The organism is Bacteroides sp. AR20 (genome assembly GCF_964250605.1).
GTDB classification, from domain to species: domain Bacteria; phylum Bacteroidota; class Bacteroidia; order Bacteroidales; family Bacteroidaceae; genus Bacteroides; species Bacteroides uniformis.
In genome coordinates, this window is record NZ_CAXUGK010000067.1 from 1 (window position 1) to 1,492 (window position 1,492).

The window sequence follows — 1,492 nt, forward strand, 5'->3', positions numbered from 1 at the left end:
GAACCATCTTGAATCAATTATGTGAAAAGAAGTTTAATATAGTTGTAATGCCCCTATAATTGTTTATAACATTTTAAGCGATGAAAGATGAAAAGTGGCTTATAGGTAGAATTCTGATAATATGACCGAGAGGTAAAGTTACGATAAAGGAAAATCAAAATATTTATAGGGAAAGAAAGACTTAAAGTGTTATTTTGTAGAGTTTTGGCTTAAGGGGAAGTTGTTGAGAAATGAGCGAGAGGACTCTTCCCTTCAAGAGATGCTTCTTGCGGGAGGAATAAATATGGACACATCTAGGCCGCTTTATCAATAAAAATAAAAAAATCTATGCCGAGATTCCATTGCTTTTTACAAAAGAAATTACCTTCTCATTTGCTTCATCAATCTTCTTGTCGTTGAAAGGTTTGAGATAGGTTTCAGTAACATTTATCGATGAATGTCCCATCGCTTCGGAAATAATGCCAGGGTGAATCTCACAATAATATGCCATTGTGGCCCACGTGTGTCTTGCCGAATACGAACTAAGATGTGAACTCATATTCAAATGTGTTTTTAAAGCTGACAGCTGATAGTTAAAACGCCTCAAAGCTGATTGATACTCTTTATAAGCCGCTTCTGTACCATCCTTGCTACGTAATATTGGGAATAAATAAGGTGAGTTCTCGTCCTTATTGGATACCATGTGTACCAGCTGTAAGGCTTCAGGGGATAGAAGTACCCGTAAGGTGCGACCAGTCTTTCTTCTACGATAGGACAATACATTCCCTTGCAGGTCTTTCTTGTGCAAGAAAGCTAAATCGACAAATGGGAGACCACGCATCATAAACATAAAAACAAATAGCATTTTGGCCTTTTGAAGGCTTGAGGAAGGAATCCTTTTGGACAAATCCATTTCTGTCCCGCGAACTAAAGTTCCTATATCCGAAGCTTCCAAAGCTCTTTTCTTGTCTGCTTTAGTTCCTGTATACACATGTTCAAATAATCTAGGAGTATAACGAACACATCGTAAATCTACAGCTCGATTGTAAGCCGAGCGAATGACTTTCATATAGGTAGAAACGGTGTTCCAACTGCAATCTCGTTGACGCAGGTGCATTTCAAAACGTTTCAAAACCACTGGATTCAATTTGCGCAGATGCAAATCCCGATAGTTATTGAATGCGGAAAACACATTCAATGTAGATTGGTAAATATGGGCTGTTCCCCATCTTCCATTTTCTCGAAGCTCTCCAATAATAGTTGACAGCATTTCTTGTAAGGTAATCTCTTTCATCTTCAATTTAAATTATACATTCTCTTATTAATAATATGTATAAGTACAATCCCTTTATAATGCAGAACATACGTGCAAATACACTAATAATTGGGGCAAACAACAATCCCATTAACAAAAAAGTGCGCTTAAATGCAGATTTTTCGATTAATTATAAAAAAACAGCATTATTATTTGCTCATTTATAGAAAAACAATTATGTTTGCACGGAAAATTCCT

General features: G+C 36.3%; 1 protein-coding gene. It reads right to left on the minus strand.

Annotated elements, in window-relative coordinates; genetic code table 11:
- Positions 1–325 precede the first annotated feature (325 nt).
- Entirely contained in the window at positions 326–1,273 is a 948-nt protein-coding gene (locus ACESTD_RS18380; protein WP_005824483.1) for a site-specific integrase, read from the minus strand.
- Positions 1,274–1,492 lie beyond the last annotated feature (219 nt).

Bases quoted from the DNA above. Each gene is read 5' to 3' on its own strand.
- ACESTD_RS18380 (WP_005824483.1), bottom strand. From the start codon at position 1,273: ATGAAAGAGATTACCTTACAAGAAATGCTGTCAACTATTATTGGAGAG.